Source organism: Streptomyces sp. NPDC058877, assembly GCF_042742855.1.
Taxonomy (GTDB): Bacteria; Actinomycetota; Actinomycetes; order Streptomycetales; family Streptomycetaceae; genus Streptomyces.
Window position 1 is genome coordinate 19,949 of sequence record NZ_JBHYMF010000043.1, and the last position, 26,876, is coordinate 46,824.

The 26,876-nt window shown below is 70.6% G+C and carries 30 protein-coding genes and 1 pseudogene; 20 read left to right on the forward strand and 11 right to left on the reverse strand.

Features of this window, described 5'->3' with window-relative positions; genetic code table 11:
• The first annotated feature begins 244 nt into the window (after positions 1-244).
• Positions 245-1,837, forward strand: coding sequence for a Na+/H+ antiporter (locus tag ACFW2Y_RS13200; RefSeq protein WP_384877264.1), 1,593 nt, complete (start codon positions 245-247; stop codon positions 1,835-1,837).
• A gap of 52 nt (positions 1,838-1,889) precedes the next feature.
• On the opposite strand, the gene ACFW2Y_RS13205 is transcribed toward ACFW2Y_RS13200, so the two are convergent.
• Positions 1,890-2,780: a 1-aminocyclopropane-1-carboxylate deaminase/D-cysteine desulfhydrase gene (locus ACFW2Y_RS13205; protein WP_384877266.1), complete on the reverse strand. Its 891-nt coding sequence runs from the start codon at positions 2,778-2,780 to the stop codon at positions 1,890-1,892.
• Positions 2,781-2,865: 85 nt separating this feature from the next.
• Positions 2,866-3,456 carry an N-acetylmuramoyl-L-alanine amidase gene (locus ACFW2Y_RS13210; RefSeq protein ID WP_384877267.1) on the reverse strand — a complete coding sequence of 197 codons (591 nt, stop codon included), beginning with the start codon at positions 3,454-3,456 and terminating at the stop codon, positions 2,866-2,868.
• Between the two features lie 253 nt (positions 3,457-3,709).
• Here ACFW2Y_RS13210 and ACFW2Y_RS13215 point away from each other — a divergent pair, with 253 nt between their 5' ends.
• Entirely contained in the window at positions 3,710-5,125 is a 1,416-nt protein-coding gene (locus tag ACFW2Y_RS13215; protein ID WP_384877269.1) for a family 2B encapsulin nanocompartment shell protein, read from the forward strand.
• Positions 5,126-5,242: 117 nt separating this feature from the next.
• Complete coding sequence (locus ACFW2Y_RS13220; RefSeq protein ID WP_384877271.1) at positions 5,243-6,298, forward strand: family 2 encapsulin nanocompartment cargo protein polyprenyl transferase; 1,056 nt, start codon at positions 5,243-5,245, stop codon at positions 6,296-6,298.
• 15 nt (positions 6,299-6,313) lie between these two features.
• Here ACFW2Y_RS13220 and ACFW2Y_RS13225 read toward each other — a convergent pair whose 3' ends face one another.
• Complete coding sequence (locus ACFW2Y_RS13225; protein WP_384877273.1) at positions 6,314-6,889, reverse strand: TetR/AcrR family transcriptional regulator; 576 nt, start codon at positions 6,887-6,889, stop codon at positions 6,314-6,316.
• A 151-nt stretch (positions 6,890-7,040) separates the two neighbouring features.
• Here ACFW2Y_RS13225 and ACFW2Y_RS13230 point away from each other — a divergent pair, with 151 nt between their 5' ends.
• Genes ACFW2Y_RS13230 through ACFW2Y_RS13240 form a run of 3 tightly spaced genes read left to right on the forward strand, consistent with a single transcriptional unit; the run spans position 7,041 to position 8,367 of the window.
• Positions 7,041-7,622, forward strand: coding sequence for a dihydrofolate reductase family protein (locus tag ACFW2Y_RS13230; RefSeq protein ID WP_384877274.1), 582 nt, complete (start codon positions 7,041-7,043; stop codon positions 7,620-7,622).
• A 43-nt stretch (positions 7,623-7,665) separates the two neighbouring features.
• Complete coding sequence (locus ACFW2Y_RS13235; RefSeq protein ID WP_384877276.1) at positions 7,666-7,905, forward strand: hypothetical protein; 240 nt, start codon at positions 7,666-7,668, stop codon at positions 7,903-7,905.
• Between the two features lie 42 nt (positions 7,906-7,947).
• Entirely contained in the window at positions 7,948-8,367 is a 420-nt protein-coding gene (locus tag ACFW2Y_RS13240) for a DUF6304 family protein (RefSeq protein WP_384877278.1), read from the forward strand.
• 155 nt (positions 8,368-8,522) lie between these two features.
• Here the strand turns inward: ACFW2Y_RS13240 and snpA are convergent, their stop codons facing one another.
• On the reverse strand, positions 8,523-9,167 hold the full coding sequence (gene snpA, locus ACFW2Y_RS13245) for a snapalysin (protein WP_384877280.1): 645 nt from the start codon (positions 9,165-9,167) through the stop codon (positions 8,523-8,525).
• Between the two features lie 186 nt (positions 9,168-9,353).
• Here snpA and ACFW2Y_RS13250 point away from each other — a divergent pair, with 186 nt between their 5' ends.
• The 10 genes from ACFW2Y_RS13250 to ACFW2Y_RS13295 all read left to right on the forward strand — a co-directional run bounded on the left by ACFW2Y_RS13250 (position 9,354) and on the right by ACFW2Y_RS13295 (position 16,954).
• The gene (locus ACFW2Y_RS13250; RefSeq protein ID WP_384877282.1) at positions 9,354-10,319 is read left to right on the forward strand and encodes a LysR family transcriptional regulator; all 966 of its coding nucleotides are present in this window, start codon (positions 9,354-9,356) and stop codon (positions 10,317-10,319) included.
• Complete coding sequence (locus tag ACFW2Y_RS13255) at positions 10,316-10,804, forward strand: GNAT family N-acetyltransferase (protein ID WP_384877284.1); 489 nt, start codon at positions 10,316-10,318, stop codon at positions 10,802-10,804. The genes ACFW2Y_RS13250 and ACFW2Y_RS13255 overlap by 4 nt, the downstream gene beginning before the upstream one ends.
• Before the next feature lie 261 nt (positions 10,805-11,065).
• Positions 11,066-12,298, forward strand: coding sequence for a PP2C family protein-serine/threonine phosphatase (locus ACFW2Y_RS13260; RefSeq protein WP_384877286.1), 1,233 nt, complete (start codon positions 11,066-11,068; stop codon positions 12,296-12,298).
• Positions 12,299-12,458: 160 nt separating this feature from the next.
• On the forward strand, positions 12,459-12,776 hold the full coding sequence (locus tag ACFW2Y_RS13265; RefSeq protein WP_384877288.1) for a hypothetical protein: 318 nt from the start codon (positions 12,459-12,461) through the stop codon (positions 12,774-12,776).
• 48 nt (positions 12,777-12,824) lie between these two features.
• Entirely contained in the window at positions 12,825-13,232 is a 408-nt protein-coding gene (locus ACFW2Y_RS13270; RefSeq protein ID WP_384877290.1) for an SHOCT domain-containing protein, read from the forward strand.
• A gap of 73 nt (positions 13,233-13,305) precedes the next feature.
• Positions 13,306-14,307: a TIGR00341 family protein gene (locus tag ACFW2Y_RS13275; protein WP_384877292.1), complete on the forward strand. Its 1,002-nt coding sequence runs from the start codon at positions 13,306-13,308 to the stop codon at positions 14,305-14,307.
• A gap of 120 nt (positions 14,308-14,427) precedes the next feature.
• A complete protein-coding gene (locus ACFW2Y_RS13280; RefSeq protein ID WP_384877294.1) occupies positions 14,428-14,880 on the forward strand; it encodes a DUF6325 family protein in 453 nt (150 codons plus the stop codon).
• Between the two features lie 33 nt (positions 14,881-14,913).
• Positions 14,914-15,204, forward strand: coding sequence for an SHOCT domain-containing protein (locus tag ACFW2Y_RS13285; protein WP_384877296.1), 291 nt, complete (start codon positions 14,914-14,916; stop codon positions 15,202-15,204).
• Positions 15,205-15,610: 406 nt separating this feature from the next.
• A complete protein-coding gene (locus ACFW2Y_RS13290; RefSeq protein WP_384877298.1) occupies positions 15,611-16,243 on the forward strand; it encodes a hypothetical protein in 633 nt (210 codons plus the stop codon).
• 300 nt (positions 16,244-16,543) lie between these two features.
• On the forward strand, positions 16,544-16,954 hold the full coding sequence (locus ACFW2Y_RS13295) for an FxLYD domain-containing protein (RefSeq protein WP_384877300.1): 411 nt from the start codon (positions 16,544-16,546) through the stop codon (positions 16,952-16,954).
• Positions 16,955-17,529: 575 nt separating this feature from the next.
• Here ACFW2Y_RS13295 and ACFW2Y_RS13300 read toward each other — a convergent pair.
• A complete protein-coding gene (locus ACFW2Y_RS13300) occupies positions 17,530-18,189 on the reverse strand; it encodes an SMI1/KNR4 family protein (RefSeq protein WP_384877302.1) in 660 nt (219 codons plus the stop codon).
• 230 nt (positions 18,190-18,419) lie between these two features.
• On the opposite strand from ACFW2Y_RS13300, the gene ACFW2Y_RS13305 reads away from it, so the two are divergent.
• A complete protein-coding gene (locus ACFW2Y_RS13305; protein WP_384877304.1) occupies positions 18,420-18,959 on the forward strand; it encodes a hypothetical protein in 540 nt (179 codons plus the stop codon).
• 563 nt (positions 18,960-19,522) lie between these two features.
• Here the strand turns inward: ACFW2Y_RS13305 and ACFW2Y_RS13310 are convergent.
• Positions 19,523-19,783: pseudogene (locus ACFW2Y_RS13310) on the reverse strand (DUF3631 domain-containing protein); the annotation flags it as partial.
• A 161-nt stretch (positions 19,784-19,944) separates the two neighbouring features.
• Positions 19,945-20,340, reverse strand: coding sequence for a superoxide dismutase, Ni (gene sodN / locus ACFW2Y_RS13315; RefSeq protein ID WP_041131199.1), 396 nt, complete (start codon positions 20,338-20,340; stop codon positions 19,945-19,947).
• A gap of 162 nt (positions 20,341-20,502) precedes the next feature.
• Here sodN and sodX point away from each other — a divergent pair, with 162 nt between their 5' ends.
• Entirely contained in the window at positions 20,503-20,937 is a 435-nt protein-coding gene (sodX, locus tag ACFW2Y_RS13320; protein WP_384877306.1) for a nickel-type superoxide dismutase maturation protease, read from the forward strand.
• On the opposite strand, the gene ACFW2Y_RS13325 is transcribed toward sodX, so the two are convergent.
• A complete protein-coding gene (locus tag ACFW2Y_RS13325) occupies positions 20,841-21,470 on the reverse strand; it encodes a CGNR zinc finger domain-containing protein (protein WP_384877308.1) in 630 nt (209 codons plus the stop codon). The two genes, sodX and ACFW2Y_RS13325, sit on opposite strands and share 97 nt — an antisense overlap.
• 94 nt (positions 21,471-21,564) lie before the next feature.
• On the opposite strand from ACFW2Y_RS13325, the gene ACFW2Y_RS13330 reads away from it, so the two are divergent.
• Positions 21,565-22,314 carry a class I SAM-dependent methyltransferase gene (locus ACFW2Y_RS13330; RefSeq protein WP_384877310.1) on the forward strand — a complete coding sequence of 250 codons (750 nt, stop codon included), beginning with the start codon at positions 21,565-21,567 and terminating at the stop codon, positions 22,312-22,314.
• A gap of 62 nt (positions 22,315-22,376) precedes the next feature.
• Here the strand turns inward: ACFW2Y_RS13330 and ACFW2Y_RS13335 are convergent, their stop codons facing one another.
• The 3 genes from ACFW2Y_RS13335 to ACFW2Y_RS13345 are packed head-to-tail and all read right to left on the reverse strand — an operon-like array spanning position 22,377 to position 25,076.
• Positions 22,377-23,144 (reverse strand): amino acid ABC transporter ATP-binding protein, encoded by a 768-nt coding sequence (locus tag ACFW2Y_RS13335; RefSeq protein WP_384877311.1) that lies wholly within the window; start codon positions 23,142-23,144, stop codon positions 22,377-22,379.
• Positions 23,141-24,088: an amino acid ABC transporter permease gene (locus tag ACFW2Y_RS13340; RefSeq protein WP_384877313.1), complete on the reverse strand. Its 948-nt coding sequence runs from the start codon at positions 24,086-24,088 to the stop codon at positions 23,141-23,143. Before ACFW2Y_RS13340 ends, ACFW2Y_RS13335 begins: the two co-directional genes overlap by 4 nt.
• A gap of 31 nt (positions 24,089-24,119) precedes the next feature.
• Positions 24,120-25,076, reverse strand: coding sequence for an ABC transporter substrate-binding protein (locus ACFW2Y_RS13345; protein WP_384877315.1), 957 nt, complete (start codon positions 25,074-25,076; stop codon positions 24,120-24,122).
• 539 nt (positions 25,077-25,615) lie between these two features.
• Between ACFW2Y_RS13345 and ACFW2Y_RS13350 the strand changes: the two genes are divergently transcribed.
• Positions 25,616-26,827 carry an NADP-dependent malic enzyme gene (locus tag ACFW2Y_RS13350; protein WP_384877316.1) on the forward strand — a complete coding sequence of 404 codons (1,212 nt, stop codon included), beginning with the start codon at positions 25,616-25,618 and terminating at the stop codon, positions 26,825-26,827.
• Positions 26,828-26,876: the final 49 nt, after the last annotated feature.

Consider the following 26,876-nt stretch of genomic DNA (forward strand, 5'->3'; position numbering starts at 1 on the left):
ACCCGGAGGTGCGCCCGCGGTGCGCCCCGGGACCGGGACGCGGGCGCGGGGGAGGCACTGCCGGCCCCCGGACGCGCGGTGTCGGTCTGTGGAGCCGGTGCAAGGCCTCAACGGGGGTCCTCCGGATGGACGGTCGGCAAGGAACCGGGAAGTCCCGCGGCGCGAGCCGTGGGAATTCCCCCCTTCAGGGGGGAGGGCGTCAAGATGACCAGGTTACGTTGCGGCACGGGACGGGGTCGGGATCATGGACGCACTGCAGTTGGTGGGGCTGGTGGCGGCGAGCGCCGCCGTGGCGGGCCTCGCCCGCAGGACCCCGGTGCCCGCCCCGCTGCTCCTGGTCGCCGCCGGACTCGCCGCCTCGTACGTCCCGGGAGTGCCGGACTACACCCTCGATCCGCACGTCGTGCTGCCGCTGATCCTGCCCCCGCTCCTCTACACGGCCGCCATCGACTCCTCCTACCTCGACCTGCGGGCCAACGTCAGGCCCATCGCGTTGCTCTCCGTCGGGTACGTCCTCTTCGCCACCGTCGCCGTGGGCTGGCTCGCGCACCTCCTCGTCCCGGACCTGCCGCTCACCGCAGCCCTCGTGCTCGGTGCCGTGGTCGCCCCGCCGGACGCGGTCGCGGCCACCGCCATCGCCCGCAAGCTCGGGCTGCCGAACCGGATCACGACCATCCTCCAGGGCGAGTCCCTCGTCAACGACGCCACCGCGATCACCGCCTACAAGGTGGCCCTCGCCGCCGCCGTCGGCGAGGGGGTGAGCTGGGCCGGCGGCATCGGAGAGTTCGCACTCGCGGCGATCGGCGGCGTCGGGGTCGGCCTGGTCCTGATGGTCCCCCTCCACTGGCTGCGCCGGCACCTGCGCGAGGCCCTGCTGCAGAACACCCTCTCGCTCCTCATCCCCTTCGCCGCCTACGCGGCTGCCGAGGAGCTCGGCGCCTCGGGGGTCCTCGCCGTCGTCGTGGTCGGCCTCTTCCTCGGCCACCGCGCCTGGCAGGTCGACTTCGCGACCCGGCTCCAGGAGGAAGCCGTCTGGAAGATGGTCGCCTTCGTCCTGGAGTCCGCCGTCTTCGCCCTGATCGGCCTCCAGCTCCCCTACGTCGTCCAGGGCCTCGGCCGGTACGGCATGGCGGAGGCGGCCTGGTACGCGGTCGGGGTCTTCGTCGCCGTGGTCCTCGTCCGCTTCCTCTGGGTCTACCCCGCCACCTTCCTGCCGCGCCGCTTCTCCGCCCGCGTCCGGGAACGCGAACCGGGCGTGGACTGGAGGACCCCGCTGATCGTCGGCTGGGCCGGCATGCGCGGAGTGGTCTCCCTCGCCATCGCCTTCTCCATCCCCGTGGTCGCCGACGGCGAGGAGTTTCCGGCCCGGAACCTCGTCCTCTTCCTCACCTTCACCACGGTGATCGGCACCCTCGTCGTCCAGGGCCTCAGCCTGCCGCCGCTCATCCGGGTCCTCGGGCTCCCCGGACGCGACCGGTACGCCGAGACCCTGGCCGAGGCCCAGGCGCAGAGCGAGGCCTCGCGGGCCGCCGAGGAACGCCTCGACGCGCTCCTGGCCGACGGGCGCAACGCCCTGCCGCAGCCCCTCGCCGAACGCTTGCGCACGGTGCTGGAGCGACGCCGCAACGCCGTCTGGGAACGCCTCGGCGCGGTCAACGAGGCCACCGGCGAGACCGCGGACGACACCTACCGGCGCCTCGCGCGGGAGATGATCGAGGCCGAGCGCGAGGTCTTCGTCCAGCTGCGCGACGCCCGTCGGATCGACGACGAGATGATGCGCACCCTGCTCCGCCGGCTCGACCTGGAGGAGGCCGCCGCCTACCGGGAGACCGACTGAAGGGGGTCGGGGAGGCGCCGCACCGTCCGCACGCCGACGTCCGCGGCACGCTTCACGGCGCGCCCGTGACCACCGCCACCAGGCGACTGCCGGAGGGGAAGGCCCCCTGCTCTGCGAGGGTCACGAGGGCGTACAGCATTTTGGCCACATACAGTCGCTCGATGGCGAGTCCATGCCGTGCCTCGAAGTCCCGGGCGAACTCCTCCAGGGCCGGGGAGATGCGTGCGTAGCCCCCGCCGTGGAACCCCTCCGCCAGCGTCCAGTCGCCGCGCGGACCGCCGAACGCCGCCTCCTGGAGCGCACGGACCTCGCCGTCGAGGAAACCGCCCTTGAGCACCGGTACGCCCAGCGCCCGCTGCCCCGGGAGGAGGCCGGCCGCCAATCCCGCGAGGGTGCCTCCGGTGCCGCAGGCGACGGCGACCGCGTCCGCCGTCCCGGCGAGCTCGCGCCCCAGCTCCACGCACCCGTGCACGGCGAGCGCGTTGCTGCCGCCCTCCGGCACGACGAACGCGTCCGCGGGGGCGCGCTCCCGGAGCGCGGCGAGCGTGGCGGGGTCGCCCTTCGCGCGGTACGTGGTCCGGTCCACGAACTCCAACCGCATCCCGTCCGCCGCGCACCGTGCGAGCGAGGGGTTGAGCGGGCGTCCGGCCAGTTCGTCGCCGCGGACCACGCCGACCGTCGGGAAGCCGAGCAGCCGGCCGGCGGCGGCCGTCGCCCGCAGGTGGTTGGAGTACGCGCCGCCGAAGGTCAGCACGGGCCGTCCGGCCGCCTCGCGCAGATTGGGCACGAGCTTGCGCCACTTGTTGCCCGGCAGCTCGGGGTGGATGAGGTCCTCGCGCTTCAGCAGCAGCCGGAGGCCCCGCCGGGCGAAGCGCTCGTCCTCCACCGGTTCCAGGGGCGAGGGGATCCGGGGCCGCAGGCGGGAGGGGTCGAACGCGTTCACCCGGCCATTGTGTCGTCCGCGGCGGCGGACCGCCGCGGAGCCCCGCCCCGGGCGGTTCCGTCCGGGGCGGACGTGGACGGAACGCCTAGCGCAGCTGGTCGGCGATCCTTTCCCGCATCGAGGCCATCGTGAAGCCGCGCGGATCGATCTTGCCCGGCTGCCACTCCAGGTGTCCGATGACCGAGCGGTGGGTCCAGCGGTGCACCCGGCAGACCGCGGCCGCGGCCTTGGCGATCGCCTCCAGCTGGACCTTGGGCCAGGGGTCCACGCCGTCCCCGAGGTTCTCGCACTCGAAGCCGTAGAAGTGCCGGTTGCCGTCGGTGGTGGCCTCGTCGTCCGGTGGCAGCCTCCGCTCGGCGATGACCGCGCGGAGGACCTCGTCGTCCCCGAGTCCCGCGTGGTTGGTGCGGCCGTAGCCGACGAGGTGGACCGTACCGTCCTTGGCGATCACGCCGTGGCACAGCGGCCCGGGCAGGCCTGCGTAGCCGTCCCGGCAGATCCGTACGGTGCTGGCGGTGCCCCGGGTCACGGTGTGGTGGATCATGACGCCGTGCACCGGGCCCCACGGGCCCTTGTGGTTGCGGTTGTGGGTGGTCCAGTGGCCGACCTGGACGACCGTGAGGCCTTCGCCGCGCAGGGCGCTGAGGAACCTGTTCGCCGACATGGGTGAGGACATGACCGACTCCTTCCGGAGGACGGGGTGAACTTCCGGAGTACCGGAGTCCGCCACTCCGCTGCCATCCGTTCGGGCCGTGTGCGAGTCGATCCGGACAGATCGTCACGAGGCGTACGGGGCTGCGCCGTTCGGATGGAAAACGCAGGACATGCACCGAAGATCGTCGAACAGTCCCACCCGATTGTGTAATGGCGTCAACACGTTCCGTGCTGAAAGGCTTCTCCCGTCACTCAGTCATACGAGAGGGAGTTCCATGTCCGTTGGTTCGGTTGGCGACGAGACCCGCGCGGAGCAGCGAGCCCCGCAGCAGAGCCTCGGCACCGCTGCCGCGCGGAACCTCGCCACGACCACCAAGTCGGCCCCGCAGATGCAGGAGATCACCTCCCGGTGGCTGCTGCGCGCACTGCCGTGGGTCCAGGTGCAGGGCGGCACGTACCGGGTGAACCGAAGGCTCAGCTACTCGGTGGGCGACGGCCGGGTCACCTTCGTGCAGACCGGAGAGCGCGTCGCGGTGATCCCCGCCGAACTCGGTGAACTCCCCGCACTGCGCGGTTACGAGGACGAGGGCGCCCTGGTGGAGCTCGCGGCCCGCTGCACCCAACGGGAGTACGGGGCGGGCGAGATCATCGCCGTGGCGGGCGCCGCCACCGACCGGGTGTACCTCCTGGCCCACGGCCGCATCGAGCAGATCGGCGAGGGCCCCTACGGCGACGAGGCCGTGCTCGGGGTCCTCGCCGACGGCGCCTACCTCGGCGAGGCCGCCCTGCTTCGCGAAGACGCCACCTGGGCCTGGACCGCCCGGGCCGCCACGGCCTGCACGGTCCTGGAGCTCACCCGGGACGACGTCCGGAACCTCGCCGAACGGGCCGACTCGCTCGCCGCCCACCTCGCGACCGCCGCAGCCCTGCCCGACCAGCGCACCAACCCCTACGGCGAGGCCTCCATCGACCTCTCCGCCGGTCACGTCGGCGAGGCCGTCGTCCCGCACACGTACGTCGACTACGACGCCTCGCCCCGCGAGTACGAACTGAGCGTCGCCCAGACCGTGCTGAAGGTCCACAGCCGCGTCGCCGACCTCTACAACCAGCCGATGAACCAGACCGAGCAGCAGTTGCGCCTCACGATCGAGGCGCTCCGCGAGCGCCAGGAGCACGAGCTCGTCAACCACAAGGAGTTCGGCCTCCTCGCCAACTGCGACTACGGACAGCGGTTGCAGCCGCACGACGGCGTCCCCAGCCCGGACGACATGGACGAGCTGCTCTCCCGCCGTCGGGGCTCCAAGATGTTCCTCGCCCACCCGCGTGCCATCGCCGCCTTCGGCCGCGAGCTCAACAAGCGCGGCCTGGTGCCCGAGACCATCGAGATCGCGGGCAACCGCATCCCGACCTGGCGGGGCGTGCCGATCTACCCGTGCAACAAGATTCCGGTCTCGGACGCCCGGACCACCTCGATCATCTGCATGCGCACCGGCGAGGCCGACCAGGGCGTGATCGGCCTGCACCAGACCGGCCTCCCCGACGAGATCGAGCCCAGCCTCTCCGTCCGCTTCATGGGGATCGACGAGCAGGCGATCATCTCCTACCTGGTCACCGCCTACTACTCGGCGGCGGTCCTCGTCCCCGATGCGCTCGGCGTCCTGGAGAACGTCGAGGTCAGCCGCTGGCGCTGAGCCGGCTCCGCCCGGGGCGGGGACCGAACCGCCCCGCCCCGGGCGCTCCCGGCCCGTCGCGGCGGGACACCCCCCTGACCGATCGCCGTGGCGGACGCCGCGGAGGATGTGAAGGAAATGACCGTGACCACGAGCAGCGCGGATGCCGTCATCGAGGGGCAGGGGGCCGTGCGGCTCCTGGACCGGACGCGCACCGCCGTCAACCCCCAGCTGCGCGCCACCGTCGAGTCCCTGCCCGGCTCCGTGCGGCGGGTGGCGATGTACCACTTCGGATGGGAGCGCGCCGACGGAACCCCGGACGCGGGACGGGCGGGCAAGGCGATCAGGCCCGCCCTGGTCCTCGCGGCGGCCCGGGCCCTCGGCGCCGAGGAGGCCCAGGCCGTGAAGGCCGCCGCGGCGGTGGAGCTGGTGCACAACTTCACCCTGCTCCACGACGACATCGTCGACGAGGACCCGACCCGACGGCACCGGCCCACCGCCTGGACCGTCTTCGGCGTTCCGGACGCCCTGATGGCCGGTGACGCGATGAGTGCGTTGGCCCTGCGCCTGTTGGCCGAGGACCCCCATCCGGCTTCCCCGGCGGCCTCCGCCCGCCTCGCCGCCTGCATCATCGAACTCTGTGCCGGCCAGCAGGCCGACTGCGCCTTCGAGCGCTGCGATCCGCGGAAGGTCTCGCTCGACGAGTGCCTCGCGATGGCCACCGGCAAGACCGGTGCGCTGCTTGGTTGCTCCTGCGCCCTCGGGGCCCTGTACGCGGGCGCGGGGGAGGAGGAGGTCGCCGCGATGGACTCCTTCGGCCGGGAGGCCGGTCTCGCCTTCCAGCTGATCGACGACCTCATCGGCATCTGGGGCGATCCGGACCACACCGGCAAGCCGGCCGGTGCCGACCTCGCCGCCCACAAGAAGTCGCTCCCCGTGGTGGCGGCACTCACCTCGGACACCCCCGCCGGGGAGGAACTGGCCGAGCTGTACGCCCGGCCGACCCTGGACGCCGCGGCGGTGCGGGCGGCCGCGGACGCCGTCGAGCGGGCCGGTGGCCGTGACTGGGCCCAGGTCCAGGCCGCCGAACGCATGGGGCGCGCCGTCGAGCACCTGGCGCGGGCGGTTCCGGACCTGGCGGCGGCGGAGGACCTGCTCGCCCTCGCGGAGTTCGTCACCCGACGCAACCGCTGACCGTGCGGTGGGCGCTCATGCCTCGGGAACGATCCGGGTGACCACGGTCTCGATCAGTTCGTCCAGGTCCCGGTCACCGAGGAGTCCCGGCACCGTGAAGTGGTCGAGGAGCAGGCCGGTGAGGGCGAAGTAGAGCGCGCGGACGGTGTCCGCGTCCCCCGGCATCCCGGAGTCGAGGTGCAGTCGGACGTTCATGTCGAGGTCGGCCCGGAGCACTTCGGCGAATCGTTTCTGGAGCTCGGGGCGACGGGTGGCCTCCAGCCGCAGTTCGAAGAGTCCGAGGTAGCAGGTGCGCTCCGCCGTCAGGCGTCGGGCGAGCCAGCGCATCAACTCGACGACCAGGGCGCGGCTGGGTTCCCCGCGGAGCGCGGTGTCCACGGCGCCGGACTCCGGGGTCAGGCGTACGAAGATCCGGTCGGCCACCTGGGAGAGCAGTCGGTCCCGGTCGCTGAAGTAGTTGGACGAGGTGCCCGTGGGGACCCCGGCCCGGGCGTCGACCGCCCGGAAGGTCAGTCCGCGGGCACCCTCGTCCGCCAGCACTTCGATCGCGGCGTCGAGCAGGGTCGTGCGGCGCTCGGGGTTCCTCGCCACGTGGGGCTCCTCTGTGCGGGATGCGTCCGCGTCGAACGCTTCGCATCGGACCGGTCGGAACAAGGGGCTTGCTCAACCACTACAAGTGAAGCACTATGAATGTCGTGGTTGTAGGGGGAGTTTACTCCCTACCAGGACGAAGGGGACCGGTTTGCGCAAGCTCACGTACTACATCGCCTGCACCATCGACGGCTTCATCGGCGACCCCCAGGGTGACGCCAGCTCCATGTTCGTGTACTCCGAAGCCCCCTACACGGCCTGGATGACCACCGAATACCCGGAGGCCGTCCCGGCCCACGGACGGGAGGCGCTCGGCGTCACCGGCGCGAACAAGCACTTCGACACCGTCGTCCAGGGGATGCGCTCGTACCAGCTGGCCCTGGACGTCGGCGTCACCAGCCCCTACGCCCACCTGCGCGAGTTCGTCGCCACCCGTTCGCTCACCGAGTCGCCCGACCCCCACGTCGAGCTGATAGCCGACGACCTCGTCGGCCGGATCCGCGAGCTCAAGGCCGAGGACGGCCCCCTGGGCATCTGGCTCTGCGGCGGGTCCACCATCGCGGGCCAGCTCATCGAGGAGATCGACGAACTGGTCATCAAGACCTACCCGCAGGTGTACGGCACCGGCATGCCGATGTTCGGTGCCGGCTTCGCGCCCCGCGACTTCGAGCTGGGGGAAATGCGCGCCTTCGACAACGGCGTCCTCGTGCGGACGTACACCAGGAAGCGGTAGCGACGGGGGAGCGGTGCCGGGGCGGGCGTCCTACCCTGGAGGCATGGGTGACAAGGCGCCTCGCACGACGCGGGACCCGCTGGCCGAACGGCACTGCCCGGCCTGCGGCGAACCCCTCGCGGTGGTCGCCACCCGGCACAAGGTCCTCGGGGCCTGGGTGCCGGAGTGGCAGGTGCAGCCCTGCCGCAACCCCGAGTGCCCGCTCTCCGAAGGGGCGGAAGCCGCTACCACGTATGTGACCGGCAAGAACGGCGAGAACGGGAGAAGTCCGGCCCCCGGGTGACCGGGCGCGCGCTGGAGCCGGTCATACCGCTACAGTCCGCGCATGTCATCGGAGTCGACAGAAGTCTGGACCGGCTGGTACCGGGACCGCAGCGGCGCGGAAGCGATCGTCATCACGGCCGACGGGCGGCGCGTCACCACCCACATCAGGGGCATCGAGTACACCGGCGAGGGTTTCGCCGCGCTCCGCGCCGCGGACGGGGACGGGCGGCCCCTCGGGGGGTGCGTCCTGGAATGGGACCTGCCCCTGCCCGTCGTCGTGGACGGCGCCTCCCACCGGGCCACCCTGGCCTGCCTGCTGACGCTCAATGAGCGGGCGGACCTCAGCCTGACGCTGCACTACGAGGGCGCCGCCTTCGAGGCCTGCATCGCCGGCGGCGACTTCGAGGAGGCGCTGGAGCGGGTCCGGAGCCAACTGCCGGCCGGCGCGGACTTCGGCCGCAGGCTCCTCCAGGCCGCCTAGGGCGCGGGGCACCCCGGTGCCGACGACGCGGCGGTGGCGCCCCGGAGGGGGAGACGCCACCGCCGCGGGTGACCGTTCGTCACTTCCCCGGGGAGCCGGCCCTCGAACGGCACGGACGGTGTCCGTGCGAAGCGACCGGCTCCCCGCTGCTTCCCTCAGCCCTTGAACGCGGAGGTGAGGCCGTAGCGCCACAACTGGTCGACGCGGTAACGCTCCTGTGCGTTCGGCTGGGCGTTCTGGCAGGACGTGCCGGGGCCGCCGCCCGACATCAACTCGCTGCACGGGCCGCTGTAGTGGTCCGGCAGCCCGAGGACGTGGCCGGTCTCGTGGGCGGTCACCCGGGTCGAGTTGTACTGCTGGTTCTGTCGGTAGTCGAGGAAGATGTAACCGCGACCGTGGCCGTCGGTGCTGGCGTACGAACCACGGGAGTCATTGCCCTCGTAGTACGCGAAGTCGGGGTTGCTGCCCTCGACGAGACGGACGTTCGCCACCGAGCTGTTCCATATCTGCGCGGAGCGCGCGATCTGGGTGCGGAAGCTCGGCGCATAGGCGGCGCTGTACACCACGGTGACGGCGGTCGCGCCCTGGGTGGTGGCCCGCTTCTTCGCCACGGACTTCATGACGGCGTCGAAGAACGCCTGGTTCGCCTTGGCCTCCTCGGCCGAACCGGCGTACGCCACGCGGGCGGTGCCGGCCCCGCCGCTGCCGACCGCCGCCGCCGGTGCCGTACCGAGCGAAGCGGCGAGACCGAGTCCGAGGGCGGTGGTCAGCACGGAAGTGAGGACCTTGGGGTGTCGCATGGGGGGCTCCTCCTGTAGGGGATGAGGAGAGTCTCAGGGGGTTCGAGCGGCTCGGGATGATGTCAGCCGCCGATAGCCCCAGAGCATCACCCGAGTCTGAATGCCCCTCAACTTCCTTCAAATGCAAGGTGATTGGGGAGGTTTGGACATCTGGTGTCGCTCTCGGAGCCGCCCTAACCTCGGGGCATGGAGCTGGAGGTGAGACACCTGCGTGCGCTCTGCGCCATCGCGGACACGGGCAGCCTGCACAAGGCCGCCCGACAACTGGGCGTGAGTCAGCCCTCGTTGACCACCCAACTGCGCCGGATCGAGAACTCCCTCGGGGCCGAGCTCTTCTCCCGCGGTCGCACCGGTTGCCGCCCCACCCCACTCGGCCGCTCCCTGCTCAGCCGGGCCCGTCCGCTCGTCGCCGACATGGCCGCGCTCATCACCGAGGCCCAGGCCGCGGCCCGCGGCGACGGGCCCGGACTCCGCGTCGGATCGACCGCCAGCAGGGCACTCCCCGGCTGGCTGCGCCGGCTCCGTCAACGCCTACCCGGCACCGACGTCGGCCTCCGGGTCGACGTCTCCGCCGACGCGCTGCTGCGCACGGTCGCCGCCGGGCAGCTCGACGTGGCGTTCGTGCACGAGGTGGAGGGCTCCCCGCTCCGGGTTCCCCAGGGCCTCGCGGAGCGCGTGCTGGTCGCCCGCGAACCGCAGTTCATCTCCATGGCCCGCGACCATCCGGCCGCCGCCCGGCCCGTCGTCGACCTCGTCGACCTCGCCGCGGACCACTGGATGGTCGATCCGGCCGTCGACGGCGAATGGGCCGGACTCCGACGGGTCCTCGCCGCCGCCGGCATCGACCCGCCACTGCTGCACGGCGACTACCACACGGCCGCCTCGCTCATCGCCCTCGGCGAAGCCGTCGCCCCCTGCCAGCCCACCTCGAGCCCGCGCGAGGACATGGCCATCCGACCCCTGCGCGGCGATCCGCTGGGCGTCCGGCTCCTGCTGTACGGCCGGCCCGGCGCGCCCCTGGACGCGCTCTACGCGGAACTCGCCTCGGCCTACCGGGAAGTCGCCCTGCGAGCGGCCCCGTACCGGGAGTGGCTCCGCCGTCAGGGAGCGGCGGCCGGGGCGTCGGTGGGACCGTGCATGATGACCGCATGAGTCAACACGAGGACGGCCCCGACGGAACGGCAGTGGTGCGGCACGCACGCCCGGAGGACCTCCCCCGGGTGGTGGAACTCATCACCGAGCACACCGCGTACGAAAAGTCCGCGCCCCCGGAGCCAGGCCTCGCGGACCGGCTCTCGGACCTCCTCTTCGGCCCTGCCCCGCGCCGCCTCGTCTGTTTCGTCGCGGTCCTCCCCGACGGCACCCTCGCCGGCTACGCCACCTGCGCGCCCGCGGTGTCGACTTGGGACGGCACCGAGTACCTCCACATGGACTGCCTCTACCTCGCGGAGCGCTCCCGCGGCCACGGCATCGGCCCGCTCCTGATCGCTGCGGTCCGCTCCGAGGCCCGCGCGCTCGGCCTCCCGGAACTGCAGTGGCAGACGCCCGAGTGGAACGAGCGGGCGATCGCCTTCTACGACCGCCTGGGCGCCACTTCCCTGCCGAAGCGCCGTTACACCCTTCCGGCCTGGGGCTGAGGGCGCCGCTCCGTCCGGCGGTCGCCGGACGGCCGCCGGGCGACGAGGGCGTTCACCCGCGACAATGACGTCATGATCCCGGGCATATGCCTTCGTCGAGTGCGGCGCACGCGACGACCGGCTTCCCCGAAGGCCCGCCCGTGACGAGACCGCCCGGCCGACGACAGGGGGTAGCGGATCGTACCGGACCGGTAACGTGGAGTTTCCGTATCCATCGGGGAACCGCAACACAGTGACGGTCGGCGTCGAGGTGAGCAGCACATGAGGGAACCGCAGATCGACTACGCGGCGGTCTTCCACGCCCTCCCCGGCATGGTCGCGCTGCTCACCCCCGACCTGGTCTACGTCGACGCCAACGAGGACTTCCTCCGATTGGCCGGACGCACCCGCGAGCAGCTGCTGGGCCGCTACATCTTCGACGTCTTCCCCGAGAACCCGAACGATCCGGCCGCGGCCGGCATGCGGGAGACCCAGGCGTCGATGCTGCGGGTGGTGGCGACCGGCGAGCGCGACACCATGGCGCTGCTGCGCTACGACATCGAGGACTCCGAGCGGCCCGGCCGTTGGGTGGAGCACTTCTGGAGTCCGGTCAACGCGCCCGTACTGGGCCAGGACGGGCGGACCGCGTTGATCGTCCACCGGGTGGAGGAGGTCACCGAGCTGATCCGCGCCCGGGACGGGGCGGGCAGCGACGGCAACCGGGCCCGCGTGCTGGAGGCCGAGCTCTACACCCGCTCCCGCGAACTGCAGGAGGTCAACGAGCGCCTGCGCAGGGCCCATGCGCGCGAACGCGAGGTCGCCCTGACCCTGCAGGCGGCGATGCTGCCGGCGCCGATGCTGGTCGGACACCACAGGGCGGCCGTCCGCTACCGACCCGCCGTCGGCACGCTCAACGTGTGCGGCGACTGGTACGACCTCGTCGACCTGCCTGGGGACCGCGTCGCGGTCGCCGTCGGCGACGTCGTCGGCCACGGTCTGGAAGCCGCCGGCGTCATGGGGCAGCTGCGCAGCGCACTGAGCGCGGCGGCCCGTGTCGCCGAGGGCCCGGCCCGGGCGCTGGAAGCCCTCGGGCTCCACGCCCGCCGCGTCGACGGCGCGGAGTCGACCACGGTGGTGAAGATCTACATCGACTGGGACGCCCACACCCTCACGTACAGCAGCGCGGGCCATCCGCCACCCGCCCTGCTCCACCCCGACGGCACGGTGACCTTCCTGGACCAGGCGACCGATCCGCCCCTCGGAGCGCGCCCGGAGCACGTTCCGCGCCCCGAGGCGACCACGACCTTCGCCGAGGGAGCCACCCTGGTCCTCTACACGGACGGTCTGATCGAGCGCCGCGACGAGGACATCGACGTCGGTCTGGCCCGTCTCGCCGACTCCCTCGCCCGGCACGGCCAGGCCGACCCCGAAGCCCTGGCCGACGCGCTCCTGGTCGACCTCCTCCCGCCCACGGGCAACACCGACGACACGGCCCTGGTCATCATCCGCCTCTGACGGGCCCCTCCCGGCCCCGACCCGGGCCCCGCTCCGACCCGGGCCCCGACCCCAGGCCCCGCCTCGACCCGGGCCCCGGAACGCGCCGCGACGGGAAGCCCGGAATCAACGGCATGCCCGATTTGACTCTCCGGGCGGTTCTGCCAACGTGGTGAGTGTCATGTCCCACGCATCCCGCAGTTCCGTTCGCACGGGCGCCGCCGGGACCCCGACGCCGAACGGCGGGCCCGTTCCCACCGTCCGGCGCTCCGCCCGCGGCGTACCGGGAGCATTCGCCCGCGGCGTGCCGGGGACGTGCGTCCACGCCCCCGGACGACCGAGGGCCTCCCCCGACCCGTACCTGCTCGACGTCGGCGTCGCCGACGACATCGTCGTGCTCCCGGAGAGGTTCCGGGGCACCCTCGTGACCCTTGCCCCCGTGGCGGGCAGCACCTCGTGCGGTGACCGCCGCGCGGCACCGGGAACGCCTTCGGGCTGAACCCGCTGCCCTCGCCGTAGGCGGAGGCGAGGAAGAAGGAGCGATGACATGAACCTGGCCTATGACTACCCGGTCCTCGGAGCGTTCTGGACGGTCATGTGGATCTTCCTGTGGGTCCTGTGGATCGTCCTGCTCTTCCGGATCATCGGCGACATCTTCCGGGACGACGAACTCAGCGGGGTGGTCAAGACGATATGGCTGCTCTTCGTGGTCGTGGTCCCCTTCCTCGGCGTGTTCGTCTACGTCCTCGCCCGGGGCAAGGGCATGGGGCAGCGCGAGGTGAAGCACGCCCGGGCCCAGCAGCAGGCATTCGACGACTACATCCGTGACACGGCGGGCAGCGGGACGGGGCCCGGCAGCGAGGCGGACCAACTCGCCAAGCTCTCCGAGATGCGTGCCAAGGGCGACATCACCGACGCCGAGTTCCAGCGGGCCAAGGAGAAGATCCTCCACTGAGCTCGGGTCCGGAGGCAGTCATCCGCCCGTGTCCTGCCCGTGGAAACCGTGCTGGTCATGGTTTTTTGGAGGCATGAAAAGCAAGGTTCGCGCCCGTGTTCTGCCGGCCTCTCAGCGCCGCTCGCTGGACGAACTGATAGGGGATCTGATCCTCTCGTCCGGGGACGCCGCGTCCAAGCGCTCGGCCTTCTGGACGATGCTGACGCTGTCCTCGGTCATCGCGGCCGGTGGGGTGATCACGGACTCGACGGCGACGGTGATCGGAGCCATGATCATCGCGCCGTTGTCCACGCCGATCATGGGCATCGCCCTGGGCTCGGTGCAGCGCCGCCGTACCGGATCGGCCAGGACCGTCCTCCTGGCGTGCCTGCTGGTGATCGCGGTCGGAGTGGTCATGTCGCTGGTGCTCCCCGGCAACTACGACCTGTTGTCGAACGGTCAGATCTCCTCGCGGACATCGCCCGGCCTGATGGACCTGATCGCCGCCCTGGCGACCGGCTTCGCCGGCGCGGTGGCACTGGCCCGTCGGGACGTCGCCGCCGTACTGCCCGGCGTCGCGATCGCCATCTCCCTCGTTCCGCCCCTGGTGGTGGCCGGGGTGTGCCTGGGGCAGATGTCGGGATGGCTGGCCCTGGGCGCGCTGGCGCTGTTCGTGTCGAACCTCTTCGCCCTGGTCTTCGCCGGCATGGTGATGTTCGCTTCGCTCGGTTACGCCTCGGAGGCGGACAAGGCGGCCGGACGCCCCGCCCGCAGGGCGGCCGTCGCCATGGCCCTGCTGTTCGTCGTCGTGTTCGTCCCGCTGACGGCCAACACCGTGACCACACTGCTGCTCAACGTCTGGACCGGCCGCACCAAAGCCGCCGCGGAACAGTGGCTCGCCGGGGATCCGGACGCCACCGTCACCAGCGTCGACGCGACCTCCCGGACGATGTACATCCAGGTCCGCACCCCCGGGGAACTCCCCCCGCTGGAGTCCCTGCTCGACCGGCTCGAAGGACAGATCCCGGACGGCATCCCCGTCGTGGTCGACGCCTCGCGGGGGCGACGCATCGACGTCGGAAGAGTGGGCGGTTGAGCACCGCCCCGCAGGACCTCCGCCGTACCGAGGTGCGACGGGCGCGACCCGGTGATGCAATTGGGGTGCGTGAGGTGGGGGTGTCAGAGGGAAAAGCCACCAGCTTCCAGAGGTGACGCAGTGAGCGACGCATTCGAAGAAACGGACGAAGTCGGCCCGATCGACTACGTGATCGTCGAATTTCCCGGCAACCGGATGACCGGGGAGGGATTCCCCCTCCTCGTCGACCTCGTGGACCGCGGCCTCATCCGGATCCTCGACCTGACGTTCGTCAGGAAGGACGAGGACGGAACCGTGACCGGCCTGGAGATCGCCGATCTCACCGGCGACGGCGAGCTCGACCTGGCCGTCTTCGAGGGCGCGTCGTCGGGGCTGCTCGGCCAGGACGACCTCGAAGAGGCGGCCACCGCACTGGAGCCCGGCAACTCCGCCGGCATCCTGGTCTACGAGAACCTCTGGGCGGCACCCTTCGCAGCCGCCCTCCGCCGCGGCGGAGCGCGCATGGTCGCCTCCGGGCGGATCCCGGTGAACGACCTCGTCGCCGCCCTCGACGAGACCGAGAGCGCCCCCTAGGGCGGCGCTCACCCGTACAGAAGGGACACGACCATGCCAGGTCTCATCCGCGGGGTCGCGCGCACCGCGGTCGTCGCCGGAACGGCGACCGCCGTGTCGAACCGCGTGTCACGCCGGCAGCAGGGACGATGGGCGGCGCAGCAACAGGCGTACGAGGCGCCCCCGCCACAGCAGGCCTACCAGGCCCCACCGCCCCCGGCTCCGGCGGCTTCCGACATGAGCAGCAAGATCGACCAGCTGAAGCAGCTCGGCGAACTCAAGGACCAGGGCGTCCTCACGGAGGCCGAGTTCGAGGAACAGAAGCGCGCGATCCTCGGGTCCTGACCGGCCCGGGCGACGGCGGCGGCACGACGGGGCCCGCCCGCGCCGGCTTCCACGCCCCGGCCCCGTCGGCCCGCGGAGCGGACGTCAACCGGGCCCCGCGGGTCTCACAGTCCCATGGCCCCGTAGGCCCCGTAGGCCTCGGACCCGTCACCGCTCGGCCGGGTCCACGGACGTCCGCCCCTCGCTCCGCACGCGCAGCAGCACGGTGCGGCGGCCCCGGTGCTGAGCTCGTCCCCGGAAGCCCTCAGGGGCCTCGACCCGGAACGCCCGGGTCCAGGACGCTGGGGTCCAACGAGCCTCCGGGGCCCGAGCGGATGGTCGACGAATGACGGCACCACCATCCGCCCAACGGCAGCGCCTCGCCACGCGGGTGAATCCGAATGTGGTCGCGGCGCACACTTGGCAGATGATCGTTCTGCAGCCCGTCCTGGAGGTCCACGCCTCCGACGACTTCGACCTCTGGCCGGTCGCCGACATCACCGCGTACGGCTTCCTACCGCTCAGCGGGGCGCTCACACCAGAACAGGTCGGTACGGCGGTGAAGCGGATCGCGGAATGCAACGACATCGACCCGGAAGTCGACGACCGCCCGGCACGACCCGACGAACCGCTGGGAAGCCTTCTCCACGGACTCCTCACCATGGACCACCTCTTTGCCGCCGGTGGCCTACGGGTCACCGACACCGCCACGGGCATCACCCTGCTGCCGGGCTGTTGCAGCGGACTGGGGGAGCGGCGCGACTGGCTCGGACTCCTCGACGGCGACGGCTGTGCCTCCTTCGGCCACGACCCTTCCCCGCTCGCCGAACGCTTCGGCGGCACGGTGCGGTTGACCGTTGACGCGGAGCAGGACGACGGCCCGGTGATCGAGCTGTCCCCGAGCCGATGGGGGGACCTGCTCGACGGCGCGGAACACGACCTGAACGACTTCCTGGGACTGGTCGCCTCCTGGGCCGAGCGCCAACTGCCCGAGCACCGGGGCTCCGTCGTTCCCGCGATCGCCAGAGCCCTCGACCTGCCCGCACCGCCGACGGCTTGAGCGCACCCGTTCGAAGGTCCTCTGCCCCCGAGTAGTTCCAACGGTGCCGAGAAGTACGAGAAGTGCGAGAAGGGGCGGCGGCCGACGTCGCCGAGCAGCGCATGGTCCCGTCCGGTGAACTGGCGGGCGCCTTCGCCTGTCTGGACCAGTCCGGATGCGCCCGGTGGGGGCAGGACGGACCCTGTGGGCATGTCGCAGCAAGCACCACAGCCCGGATGGGGCCCTCAACCGGGCAGGGGAGGTCCGCCCCCACCCCGCAAGGGCCACACGGGAAAGGTCATCGGATTCTCTTGCCTCGGCGTGATCGTGCTCGTCGTCGTGCTGGTCGTCGCCCTCGTGGTGGCCAGCGGCAGCAGCGACGACGAGCCCGACCGGACGCCCACCAGTCCCAGCGCCCAACCGACGAACCGGGAGCGCCCCCAAGAGGAAAGCGGGGCCACCGGAGACGTGCAGATCACGGCATGCGAGGTCGACCCGGCGACCAAGTGGCCGAGCGCGGAACTGCTGATCACCAATCGATCGAGCAAGCCCAGCAACTACGTCGTGCAGGTCGAGTTCGTGGACGCGTCCGGGAAGCGGGTCGAGGAGGCGCTCGCCTCGTCGAATTCGGTGGCGCCGGGGCAGCGCTCGGAGGTGACGGCTCAGGGGTTGAAGCAGATGACGACCACGATCCGGTGCCGGATCACGGACGTGACCCGATACGCCTCATGACCGTACGGGTCGGCGTGGTGGTCGCCCATGACGGGCCCGGGGCGGCCCGTACCCGGGTGGGGACCCAGACGACCGGCGTCTTCCCGTGCTGACGCACGACGAGCAGCGAGCGGCCCCCGTTCGGATTCGTCCGGCGGGGGTCTCGTCGTGCCCGGGACGAGGCCGCGACGGTCCCGTGTCACGTCCGTCGGTCACCGCACTGTGGACGGCGCACGGCGAGGGGGTCGCCGGCGGCACCGGGCGAGCGGCAGCATCGGCGCACGGCTGGCGCCCGTGGAAGCCCGTTGCTTCGGCGAGGGCCGGTGACTCGGCAGGGGCGTTCGCTGCCCCACCGGATGCCGCAAGACTTCGTGGTGCACCCTCAGTCCGGAACGAGGTGCGGGGAGTCCTCGACTTCCCGGTTGCCCAGCAGTTTGTGTGCACCGCAACGCACATCGGCCAGCATCACCGTCCCCGACCCCGGCATCGCCCACATGGCCTCGTACCGTGCCTGGGCAGATCAGCACGATGTCCCCTTCGACGCGACGATCGAACGGGCATGCATCCTCGTCTGCAGCCGGTGACGGGGCGATTCGCTACAGCTCGTCGGTCACACTGCCGTCGGGGTGGTGGCGGTAGAAGTACACGCGGCGCTCGTCCGAGGGCTTTTGCTGTTCGGCTTCGTACCAGGGAACCAGGCGGGCCCACGCTTCCCTTTCCTGACGGACATTCGCTTCCAGCCAGTCCGTGAAGCGGATGTAGACCCGAGACGGTTCGGCATCACCCTCGGAGTAGGTCCACACCTCTGGATCGGGCCCGTCACCGCGCAAGAACTCGAATTGGTAGCCCTGGTGCATGAAGATCACGCGGTCGGATGTGTGCAGACGAAAGGGCTCCTGGTTCTCACTCAGGAGCTCGTCTGCTGCTTCCCGGAGGCCGATGACGTGGGGGTAGAAGACGTCACTGCCTTGAAAGAAGTGGCCGGCACCGTCACCGACAAGGCGGAGGAAGCAGGCATAGGCCGCAGCCAGCGGAGCGGGCTGGTCCCGTTCGATCTCGTCGAGCTGGTCGGCTGACAGCCCGCGCAGTCCGTCTGCGGTGGCCGTCGTGCCATCGGCGAGCGATGTCACCAGAGCGCGAACCAGTGCCTCGGAGGAGGTGTCTGCTGCCCCGTGCGGGGGAGTAGCAGACGCGGCCATCGCACTCTCGGACTCACGCTGGCTCTCGCCCTGCTTGGCCTTCTTCCAGAACTGCATGCGATCCCACCCCAGTACTCTGGCCGATCCTGCCCTGGCCTGTCGGCCTGAGGCTAACGGACGCCTGTCGCCTCGGTTCGAGTCCTTGCTAGGGCGTGGGTCGGGCCGTGACCAGGAGCGGCGAGGACATCAGGACGTTGCTCGAGAGTGAGCCGTCTGTGGTCTGTGGCACGTATCGGCGGCGCTGATGTCGAAGTCGGCTGGAACACTGCGGTCGTGATCAGGAGCAGGTGTTTCCGGCGACTGCTCCGGCAGCCTTGGTCCTCGCCTGGCTTCTCGACGATCCGCGCACCCTCGCCGAAGACCGGTGGGAGCGCAGGGCCGGTCGGCGGTCGCTTCGCGCCGAACTGCTGAACTGGTTGGCTTCGTTCGCCGGCATCGCCCGCCTGGACGTCGAGGACGGTGTCGGCGTAGCGCAGGATCTGGCTGCCGCTCGTTCGGTAAGGCCAATACTCCACGACCGCATCGCGGACTTCTGCGACGCCGACGATCCACTGGTGAGGGAGGCCGCGCTCGCTGCCACCGCCCTGCTCCTGGCCGACCCCGCCCTCACCTCGTCCGTACCCCGGTACGCGCCCGCCGTTCGCGAGGTCCTGGCCGTGAGCGCGGACTCGTACTACCGGTGGATCGCCCGGGAACGGCTGGCTTCCTGGGGGGAGGACGTCACCGGTCTCGTCACTGCGGAGAAGGAGCGCCGCGCGGCCCTGGACCGGGCAGGCGGGCTGGCGGAGGACCCGTTCGGGGAGGGGCAGGAGCAGGCGATCCGCTGACTGGAAGAGCAACCCGAGGACACCGCGGCTCCGGAACGGCTCGGCCGCCGGCGTGAGGACCGGGCCGCGCCCATGCCGGCCGCCCTGCCCGAGCCGCCCGTGGACGCCCTGGGGAGCGAGGCTGGATACCGGGGCCCGTGGCGGATCGCCCGGAAGGAGGAGCGCGCCGAGTGGACGTTCACGCCGTACGTAGGAGTCGGCCCCCTGCACTTCGGGATGACCTTGGAGCAGATCACCCGCGTCCTCGGCGAAGAACCGGCCGTCTCGTCCTGTTCCCACCACGGCGAAGACCAGAAGCTCAACTATGCCGACTTCGCTGAGAGCGGGATCAGGGCCCTCTTCCACGACGGCCGCCTGGGGTGCGCCGCCGCAGACGCCCTCACCGGCCCCCAGGTGAGACTGGACGCAGCCCCGCTGACCGGCTGCGCGCCTTCCCACGTGGAGGACTGGCTGGTCCACCGCACAACACGTCCCGGCAGCCTGGCGTACAGCGTCGCTGGTGATCCGGTCTTCGCCGACCTCGGCCTGGCGATCCGCTCCCAGCGGGCCGGCGACGATCACCAGGGGCTCCAGGTGTCCGCAGCCCGGTCTTTGACCGGCATCAGTGGCACCAGCCGGTGCGCTGCCCTGCGCAGCGGGGTCAGCCACGCGGCCGGTCGGTCCCGCAGAGCGTTCAGTTCCGGGACGGAGTGCCGGGAGCGGAAGGGAGCGACCTCCTCTCCGGACTTGCGCTTCTGCATGCGGAGCGCGACGGTCCGGTCCATGACCGCGTCCGGTAGGTCGCCGATGCCTGCCAGCGCGGCTATGGCGGAGGCCGGCCACGCGTCCTCCGTCATCACGCTGTGGATCTGCGCGCACCCATCGCCAGATGAAGAAGACCGCACCAGGGCCATCAAGGGCGCCGGGCTTGGCGGCCTGTGGACCGGGTGCGGTCGGGTCGACCAGACGATCGGAGAAATCGCAGGTCAAGCGGCTTGATCGAAGATCAGGCCTTCTTCGTCTCCCAGAAGATGCGGTCGATCTCGGCGATGAGCTCCAGCGCCTTCTCGCCCGTCTTCGGGTCGGTGGACGCCTTGGCGGCCGAGAGGGCCTTCAGGGTGTCGTTGACCAGCTGGTTGAGCTCGGGGTACTTCTCGAAGTGCGGGGCCTTGAAGTAGTCGCTCCAGAGCACCGAGACGTGGTGCTTGGCGAGCTCCGCGCGCTGCTCCTTGATGACCGTGGCGCGGGCGCGGAAGTGCGGGTCCTCGTTGGCCAGGTACTTCTCCTGGACCGCCTTGACGGACTCGGCCTCGATGCGGGCCTGGGCAGGGTCGTACACGCCGCAGGGGAGGTCGCAGTGGGCGCTGACCTTGACCTTGGGGGCAAACAGGCGGGAGAGCATTGAGCCGTCCTTCCTCGTGATCGTCTTCTCAGGTGGGACATTACTCGGTGAGAAGGGCGTTTTCGCGGGCGCCCCCTGGGGCTTAGGTCAAAAGTCCAGGGTCACCATGGGACTCGTGTGCGAGTGGACGAGTCGAGGCAGGAGCGGACCGGGAGGTGCCGGATGACGGGGTCGGGGCGGGATCGGGGAGCGGAGGTCGCTGCTCCGTTCGGGATCGCCGAGGTGACGGGCGTCTCGATGGTGCCCACGCTGCTGCACGGGGACCAACTGCTCGTGCAGTACGGGGCGCGGCTCCGGGCCGGCTGCGTGGCCGTGCTGCGCCATCCGCTGCAGCAGGACCTGCTCATCGTGAAGCGGCTGATCGAGCGACGCGACGGCGGCTGGTGGGTGCTCGGTGACAACCCGGATGCCGAGGGGGACAGCCGGGTCTTCGGGGCGGTGCCGCCCGAGTTGGTCCTCGGGCGGGTCCGGGCCCGGTACCGGCCGGTGACGCCGGGGCGTCAGCGCTCGCTGGGCGTGAGGCTCTCCTGGTTGGTGTCCTCGGTGCGCCCCGTTCGGTCTGACCGCTCGGCTTCCAGGCGCTTGCGGGCCCGGTAGGCGGCCACGTTGGCCCTGGTCGCGCAGCGGTCCGAGCAGTAGCGGCGGGAGCGGTTGGTGGAGGTGTCCAGGTAGGCGTTGCGGCAGGGCGATGCCTGGCAGAGGCCGAGCCGGTCCGCGCCGAACTCGGTCAGGTGGAAGGCGAGGCCCATCGCCGAGATGGCGGCGTAGCCCGCGGTCGCGTTCGAGGAGTGGTCGGCGAGGTGCATGTGCCAGCGGGGCCGGCCCTCCTCGTCGAGGAAGTCGTGTCCGGAGATCTGCGGGCTGACCGGGAACTCCAGGAGGAGCGAGTTCAGGAGGTCGACCGCCCCCGCCTGGTCCCCCTCGTCCGCCGCGGTGAAGACCGCCCGCAGCCGGGCGCGTACGGCCCGGAAGCGCGGGAGGTCCGCTTCGGTGACCCTGCGGGCCATCTGGGTGGCGGGGCCGAAGAGGTCCCGGAGCACCTCGACGGAGACCAGGGTGTCCTTGTTCCGGGCCGGCTCCTCGGTGTTGACCAGACGCACGGCGAAATCCGAGTAATGGGCCAGTTCCACTTGTAGTCCTTACTTCGTGGGGCTAGTGTCTCGGCCGGAAGGGGTAACGGCTGTGTCCTCTTCGAGGGTATTACGAACGCGGGGAGGAACGACCGTGACCGGAACCGACTGGGCGGCCTGGCAGGAGAGCTGGGACCGCCAGCAGGAGTGGTACATGCCGGATCGCGAGGAGCGGTTCCGCGTGATGCTCGACATGGTCGAGGCGCTGGTGGGGCCGAAGCCCCGCGTCCTCGACCTCGCGTGCGGTACGGGAAGCATCACGGATCGGCTCCTCAAGAGGTTCCCGGAGGCGACCAGCACCGGTGTCGACCTCGACCCGGCCCTCCTCGCGATCGCCGAGGGCTCCTTCGCGGGCGACCAGCGCGTCACCTTCGTGGCGGCCGACCTCAAGGACCCCACGTGGACCGCGCGCCTGCCCCACGGCTCGTATGACGCCGTACTCACCGCGACAGCCCTGCACTGGCTGCACGGCGAGCCGCTGACGGCGCTCTACGGGCAGCTCGCCGGGCTGGTGCGCGAGGGCGGCGTCTTCATGAACGCCGACCGCATGATCGACGGGACCACCCCCCGCATCAACGCCGCCGAACGCGCCCACCGGCACGCCCGGATGGACCGGGAGAAGGCCGCCGGGGTACTCGACTGGGCCGACTGGTGGGCGCTCGCGGCCGAGGACCCGGTCCTCGCCGAGCCCACCGCCCGCCGCTTCCAGATCTACGGCGAGCACGCCGACGGCGACACGCCCTCGGCCCACTGGCATGCCGACACCCTCCGTTCCGTCGGTTTCGGCGAGGCCAGGGCCGTCTGGTCCTCGCCCTCCGACGCGCTCGTCCTCGCCGTGAAGTAGCCGGATGCGCAGGAAGGGGTGGTACGGGTTCTCCGTACCACCCCTTCCCGATGTCGCGGGTCCTACAGGACCTTCGAGAGGAACGCCTTCGTCCGGTCGTGCTGCGGGTTCGTCAGGACGTCCCGCGGGTTGCCGGACTCGACCACCACGCCGCCGTCCATGAAGACCAGCGAGTCGCCGACCTCACGGGCGAAGCCCATCTCGTGCGTGACGACGACCATCGTCATGCCCGACTCGGCCAGGTCCCGCATGACGTCGAGGACGTCGCCCACCAGCTCCGGGTCGAGCGCCGAGGTCGGCTCGTCGAAGAGCATCAGCTTCGGCTCCATCGCGAGCGCACGGGCGATCGCGACGCGCTGCTGCTGGCCGCCGGAGAGCTGGGACGGGTAGTTCCCCATCTTCTCCCGCAGGCCGACCCGGTCGAGCAGGCGCTCGGCCCGCTCGCGCGCCACCGCCTTGGACTCGCCCTTCACCTGGACGGGCGCCTCCATGACGTTGCCCAGGGCCGTCATGTGGGGGAAGAGGTTGAAGCGCTGGAAGACCATGCCGATGTCACGGCGCTGGACCGCGACCTCGCTGTCCTTCAGCTCGTACAGCTTGTCGCCCTTCTGGCGGTAGCCGACGAGCTCGCCGTCGACGGAGAGCCGGCCGCCGTCGATGCGCTCCAGGTGGTTGATGCAGCGCAGGAAGGTCGACTTGCCGGAGCCGGACGGGCCGACCAAGCAGAAGACCTCGCCGTTCTGCACCTCCAGGTCGATGCCCCGGAGGATGTGGGCCGGGCCGTAGGACTTGTGGACGCCTTCGGCCTTGACCATGGGCTGGCCGGTCATCCGGACACCGCCGATCGCTTGAAGGTGGTCAGGTTCGCCTTGACGCGCTGCCACGGGGTGGGCGGCAGGTTGCGCGTCGAACCGCGGGCGAAACGCCGCTCAAGGTAGTACTGGCCCACGCTGAAGACGCTGGTCAGCGCCAGGTACCAGATGGAGGCGACGAAGAGCATCTCCATCACGGCGCCGGCCGTGTTGCCGATGTTCGACGAGGCCCGGAGCAGTTCCGTGTACTGCACGGCCGAGACCAGCGACGAGGTCTTCAGCATGTTGATGAACTCGTTGCCCGTCGGGGGCACGATCACCCGCATGGCCTGCGGGAGGACGATGCGGCCCATCGTCTTGGTCTGGGACATGCCCAGCGCGTGCGCCGCTTCCGTCTGGCCCTCGTCGACCGACTGGATGCCGGCGCGGACGATCTCCGCCATGTACGCGCCCTCGTTCAGACCGAGGCCGAGCAGGGCCACCATGAACGGCGTCATGACGTCCACGGTCTCGTTCTTGTAGATCGGACCGAGGTCGATGTACTGGAAGATCAGCGACAGGTTGAACCAGACGAGCAGCTGGACGTAGACCGGCGTGCCGCGGAAGAACCAGATGTAGATCCAGGCGACCGCACCGGTCACCGGGTTCTTGGAGAGCCGCATCACGGCGAAGACGACGCCGAGGACGAGGCCCAGCGCCATGGAGGCGACGCTGATGATGATCGTGTTCCACAGTCCGCTGATCACGGACGAGTCGAACACCTTGTCCCACACGGTGTCCCAGACGACGTCACCCTGGGAGAAGGCGACGACGAGCCACCCGAGGAGGGCGACGACCACCACCGCGCTGACCCATCGGCCGTAGTGCCGCACGGGGATCGCCTTGATCGCCTCGTACGGGACGCCCGAGGGGGCGGACCCGGCCGGCGTGGGGGCCGGGTCCTTGCTGATCTTGTCAGTCATGACGACTGCCCTTCAGTGGTACGAGGAGGGGTCACTTGCCGGCGTTGATCGTGGCCGACGTGACCGCGCTGCCCTCGACGTCCCACTTCTTCAGGACCTCGGCGTAGGAACCGTCCTTGATGATCGCGTCGAGCGCTTCCTTGACGGCGTCGCGCAGCTGGGTGTTCTCCTTGGAGACGCCGATGCCGAAGAGGCCGACGTCGCTCTGGCTGCCGACGACCTCGAAGTCGTTGCCGTTGCCGGAGGTCTTCGCGATGTAGGAGGCGACCGGGTAGTCGTTCAGGTCGGCGACGGCACCGCCCGCCTTCACGCGGGTCTGGGCCTCGGCGTCGGAGTCGAAGGCCTGGATCGTCAGCTTCTTGTCACCGCACTTGGCGGCCTGCGCCTTGAAGGTGTCCTCGTAGATCGTGCCGCGCTGGACGGCCACGGTCTTGCCGCAGAGGTCGTCGAGCGAGTTGATCTTCTGGGGGTTGCCCTTCTTGACCAGCAGGGAGACGCCGGAGCTGAAGTAGTCGACGAAGTCGATGCCCTTGCCGATCTTCTTCCCGTTGTCGTCCAGGCCCTCCTGGCGCTTCTTGTTGTCCGTCATCGAGGACATGATCAGCTGCTGGCGGCCGGTGTAGATCGAGGTGATCAGACCGTCGAAGGTGCCAGAGACGAACTCGAGCTTGACGCCGAGCTGCTTGCTCAGGGCCTCGGCGATGTCGGGGTCGACGCCGACGATCTTGCCGCCCTCGGTGAACTCCATCGGAGCGTACGAGGCGTCCGTGCCGACCTTGATGACGCCCGCCTTCTGGATGTCGGACGGGAGCTTCGAGAAGAGCGGGGCGGAGTTGGCGGGGGCGCTGCTCTCCTGCGTCGAGCCACTCTCGGTCTGGTCACCACAGGCGGTCAGCAGCATCGAGCCGGCGACCGCGATGGCGGCGACCGCGGCAAGACGGGAGGTGCGGGTCTTGGCGGTCTTACCGTGCGTGGAGCGTGCGGTCATGGTCGGGTTCCTCCGGCGTGTGAGGGGAGTTGCCAGGTGGTCGCGTACGCATCTTCGAGTGTCGCGACCTCGTGTGATTACGGCATCTTGCCATTCGGACCGCCTCAAACCGACGGCCACGGATGTCAAAATCGGGTAACGGGTGATCCCCGAACCCCGACAGGCCGGTACATCAGGGCCGGATCTTCTGCGGAATGCCTTCCCCGTTACCGAAAAATCTCCGGTTCATCTCGCCATCTGGACGAGCGGAAGGCCGCCATTCGGGTGTGGAAACCATCTATCCGGACAACGAGTGACGTGTCGACATCCGTCTGTGCCCGGGTGCAGTCGGTATGAGTCGTGTCACCGAGGGGATACGGACTCGTCTGCGGTGCCGTCTGTCCGGTAAGAAGGATCCTTACACCCCTCATCCGGGGCTCAGGGCGCGTTGTGCGGCGCGCCCGCGCGGCTGCCAGACAGGGCGGCCGCGGGACCCGCCCACCGCTCCACACCAGGAGCGGCCCACCCTCAAATGAATGAAGACTTAAGGGGTCAACCCAATGGCAGCGGAGATCGTCAATCCTCGCAACGACAGCGCTACGGAAGGAGCTCCGGAGGAGCCCTTCGATCCTGTCTTCGCCCTTCACCGGGGCGGCAAGATGGCCGTGCAGGCCACCGTTCCCCTGAGGGACAAGGACGACCTGTCCCTCGCTTACACGCCCGGCGTCGCCAAGGTGTGCACCGCCATCGCGGAGCAGCCCGAGCTGGTCAACGACTACACCTGGAAGTCCCAGGTCGTCGCCGTCGTCACCGACGGCACCGCGGTGCTCGGCCTCGGCGACATCGGCCCGGAGGCATCCCTCCCGGTCATGGAGGGGAAGGCCATCCTCTTCAAGCAGTTCGGCGGCGTGGACGCGGTTCCGATCGCCCTCGCCACCACCGACACCGACGAGATCGTCGAGACCGTGGTCCGGCTCGCCCCGTCCTTCGGCGGCGTGAACCTGGAGGACATCTCGGCCCCGCGGTGCTTCGAGATCGAGCAGAAGCTCCAGGAGCGCCTCGACATCCCGGTCTTCCACGACGACCAGCACGGCACCGCGATCGTCACCCTCGCGGCCCTCCGCAACGCGGCGAAGCTGACCGGTCGGACCCTCGGCGACCTGCGCGGAGTCATCTCCGGCGCCGGCGCGGCCGGCGTGGCCATCGCCAAGTTCCTCCTGGAGGCCGGCCTCGGGGACGTCGCCGTCGCCGACCGCAAGGGGATCGTCAGCCGCGACCGCGACGACCTCACCGAGGTCAAGCGTGAGATCGCCGAGCTCACCAACAAGGCCGGCCTGAGCGGCTCCCTGGAGAGCGCCCTGGCCGGCGCGGACGTCTTCATCGGCGTCTCCGGCGGTACGGTGCCCGAAGCGGCCGTCGCCTCCATGGCGCCGAACGCCTTCGTGTTCGCCATGGCCAACCCGAACCCCGAGGTCCACCCCGACGTCGCCCACAAGTACGCGGCCGTCGTGGCGACCGGCCGTTCGGACTACCCCAACCAGATCAACAACGTCCTCGCGTTCCCCGGCATCTTCGCCGGCGCGCTCCAGGTCCGGGCCTCCCGGATCACCGAGGGCATGAAGATCGCCGCTGCCAACGCCATCGCGGACGTGGTCGGCGACCGGCTCGCCGCCGACTGCGTGATCCCGTCGCCCTTCGACGAGCGGGTCGCCCCGGCCGTGGCCACCGCGGTCGCCGCCGCCGCCCGCGCAGAGGGCGTCGCCCGCCGCTGACGCGCCTCCGGCACCCGAAGGGCCCCGGCCCCGGCCACCAGGCCGGGGC